This is a genomic window from Bradyrhizobium sp. P2_E8, assembly GCF_056403875.1.
On sequence record NZ_JBFUES010001544.1, the window covers coordinates 1 to 1,155 of the forward strand.

General features: G+C 66.6%; 2 protein-coding genes. Both read right to left on the reverse strand.

Annotated elements, in window-relative coordinates; genetic code table 11:
• The coding region (locus tag AC1D00_RS42155) for an SDR family NAD(P)-dependent oxidoreductase (RefSeq protein WP_477014780.1) at window positions 1–303 on the reverse strand (303 nt) is incomplete at its 3' end.
• Window positions 304–316: 13 nt separating this feature from the next.
• A complete protein-coding gene (locus AC1D00_RS42160) occupies window positions 317–1,018 on the reverse strand; it encodes an acylneuraminate cytidylyltransferase family protein (RefSeq protein WP_477014781.1) in 702 nt (233 codons plus the stop codon).
• Window positions 1,019–1,155 lie beyond the last annotated feature (137 nt).

Genomic DNA, 1,155 nt, shown 5'->3' on the forward strand with positions numbered 1-1,155 from the left:
GCTCGCGGCGTTGTTGAGCAGGATCGAGACCGGTCCGAGGTCGGCTTCGATCGCATCGGCGGTGTCGCGCACGGAGCTGGGCTCGGTGATGTCGCAGCCATAGCCTCTGGCGCGGACGGAGTGGCGTGAGGTGAGGTCGGCTGCCACCGCATCGGTCGCGGCCTGATCGAGATCGACGATCGCGACATTGGCGCCGAACTCGGCGAGGCCTTCGGCAAAGCGGTTCCCGAGGATGCCGCATCCGCCGGTGATGACGGCCGTGCGGCCGGTCAGATCGAACAGAGCCTTGAAGCTCGTGGTCATCGCTTGGGCCTCCTCAGGCCGGCATTCGTTGGCGCAGCAACAGTTCAACCAGCGCAAAATCGAGATCGGAATCGATGTCGATCGAGCGTTCTTCCGGCATCTCGAACAGACGCGTGTCCGGATAGAAGACCGCGGGCCGCTCCAGGAATGACGCGACGCGCCAGACGTAGATCGACGCGTTCATGTCGAAGCAGCGCGGCGCATCCTGCCGGCGCGTGATCGGAGGATTGGCAGATTTGGAAAGACCAACGCTGCCGTCGGTGCGCTGCTCGACCAGGTTGAAATAGGGCGAGCGGCGGGCCGGCGCGCCAGTGATGACGTTGGGTGCGCCGGACTGACGTAGCAGATCCMCCGCACCGGTGATGTCGGAGGCAAGCCTGAGCGGCGAGGTGACGTCGAGATCGACGAAGATCTCCGGCGTCCTGCCCGTTCGCGCGATGGCCTGCTCGAGACAATGGCGGATCGCCGGCAGCTTCGGCGCGGTATCGGTCGCCATCTCGTCCGGACGCTTGACCGCAATGTCGGCGCCGGCCTTCAGTGCCGCCTCGAGCAACGCGTCTGAATCGCTGCTGAAGGCGATCGCCTCGAACAGGCCGGTCTCGCGCGCCTGCGCGATGCTCCACGCGAGCACGGGCTTGCCCAGAAGATCGCGCGCATTCTTGCCGACGACCCCTTTCGAGCCGCCCCGCGCGCAGATCGTGCAGAGCAGGCTCATGGCGATATCCAGGTCTTGGTGCGCAGTGCGCGCTCGCTGGCGTCGATCAGGTGCACGACGCCGAGTGCTTCGGGCAGGGAGCGGGCCGGGCGCGCGCCCCGCATCGCCGCGACATGCATGTCGCGATAGCTCTGGTC